2 protein-coding genes are annotated in these 1743 nt (G+C 60.8%); both read left to right on the top strand.

Features of this window, described 5'->3' with window-relative positions; genetic code table 11:
* Positions 1 to 500 precede the first annotated feature (500 nt).
* Complete coding sequence (locus tag AC1DY5_RS54300) at positions 501 to 1379, top strand: ImmA/IrrE family metallo-endopeptidase (RefSeq protein WP_478122471.1); 879 nt, start codon at positions 501 to 503, stop codon at positions 1377 to 1379.
* Between the two features lie 118 nt (positions 1380 to 1497).
* On the top strand, positions 1498 to 1743 hold a 246-nt coding region (locus AC1DY5_RS54295; protein WP_478122470.1), incomplete at its 3' end, for a hypothetical protein.

Raw genomic sequence — 1743 nt, 5'->3', positions numbered from 1 at the left:
GCAAGGTTCGGCGTGACCTCCGGCTGAAGTGCGACTTCTGGCATAAGCGCTGGGGCAAACAAGTCGACCAGATGTACAGTGGAGTGCGACTTCTTCTCCGCCCGGAACACTTCATGCATCAGTTCCAGCACCCGCTCCCTGCGCCACCATGCCAACGGTCTGCAGTGTCGGCTGCAATTGGTCTTCCACCTTGAGCGCCGCGACCTTATTCGGCAGCCAAGTCGTCCAGTGCTTGCGGGCCATCGTCGCGTACCGGGACGCCTCATCGCTGTTCCTGCTATGTTTCGATTTTGGAAGAGACCCCTTCCGCGGGTTCAGTCTCTGCCCCGGGCTCAGCTTCGGCAACCTCGTCCAGATCCGCCGATTCGACGGTCCAGCCCGGCCGCACCGGGGACGAACTTCACGGTCATGTAGATGGACCCGAGGTAGGGTTTAATCTCGTACGCCCATGGCGCTCTCAATATCGCGAGCGCTATTTCAAGGTGACCACGGGGACAATCGTGCATCAGATCGACCTACTTGAACACGCGGCGGAGAGAGCTCTACTGGACCAACTTCTAGACGATGCACGCCTTTACCGCAGCAGCGAAGACTATCGACGGCTGCTCGCCTTCGTGGTCTCCATGCGCAATTTCGCTCCCTTCAATGCCTTGCTGCTGCAGGTCCAGAAGCCTGGATTGCTCTTCGCAGCATCCAGGATGGACTGGCGCGAGCGTTTCTCGCGCACAGTCAAGCAACGGGCCCGGCCTTTGCTGATTTTGTGGCCGTTCGGGCCCGTGGCACTTGTCTATGACGTGGTTGATACCGAAGGCGAGCCATTGCCCGACGGTGTCTCGCCGTTCGCGGCACAGGGCGCCGCCACGCTGGAGATGGTGCGAGGGTTCGCCCAACTGCTCGGCAAAAAGGGGGTTCATTGCGTCGAATTCGACGGGGGCGACGGGAGYGCGGGTGCCATCGAGGTGGTGAGGCGCCCGAGCCAGAGTGAACTCAAGATCGCACCTCGTTCGCCGTCAGCCTACAAACTGAGCATCAACCGCAATCACGACTACAACGTGCAATTCGTGACGATCGCCCATGAACTGGCGCATCTTTACTTGGGGCATCTCGGAGCGGACAAATTTCTAGGGGTGCCGGACCGGCGATGGGCGCAATCCGATCGAAGAGAAGTCGAGGCGGAGTCCGTCGCACACGTCGTATGTGCCCGCAAAGGGGTCATCAACAGTTCGACTGCATACCTGTCTGATTTTGTCGGAGAAGCCACAACGATGGAAGATGTGGACGTGTACCAAGTGATGCGCGCGGCTGGACAAATTGAGGCGCTCCTGGGGCTGTCGGCGCGAATTCAATTCGACCGTCCGCAATCTCGCAGCCCGTCATAGCGGCTTCCGCGGTCCCCAGTGGCCTCGACGCGATCGATGCCTATCTGGATTGCCCGGAGCAGCACGGATAGCATCTGCACGTCACAGCCCTACGCCCCCGAACCGAGGAGTCGATGTAGTGGCCATCAACCGGATAGCTCCCTTGCCGGCGGAGCTGCCCGAGAAGTTTGTCGGTTGGAACAAGCCCATATCGCTGCACATGAACGTGGGCAGGGGCGACATGGCGAGCGACGACACTACCAATGACACGGGCGTGGTTTCAACCCACGCGCCCGCACGGGGCGCGACCGGCGGATGCCTCTTGGCTGATCGCCCTCGGGTTGTTTCAACCCACGCGCCCGCACGGGGCGCGACGTGTAAACGT

Source organism: Variovorax sp. P4_D9, from assembly GCF_056401695.1.
The sequence above is the reverse complement of the archived record's forward strand: the minus strand, read 5'-3'. Positions and strand labels throughout refer to the sequence as shown.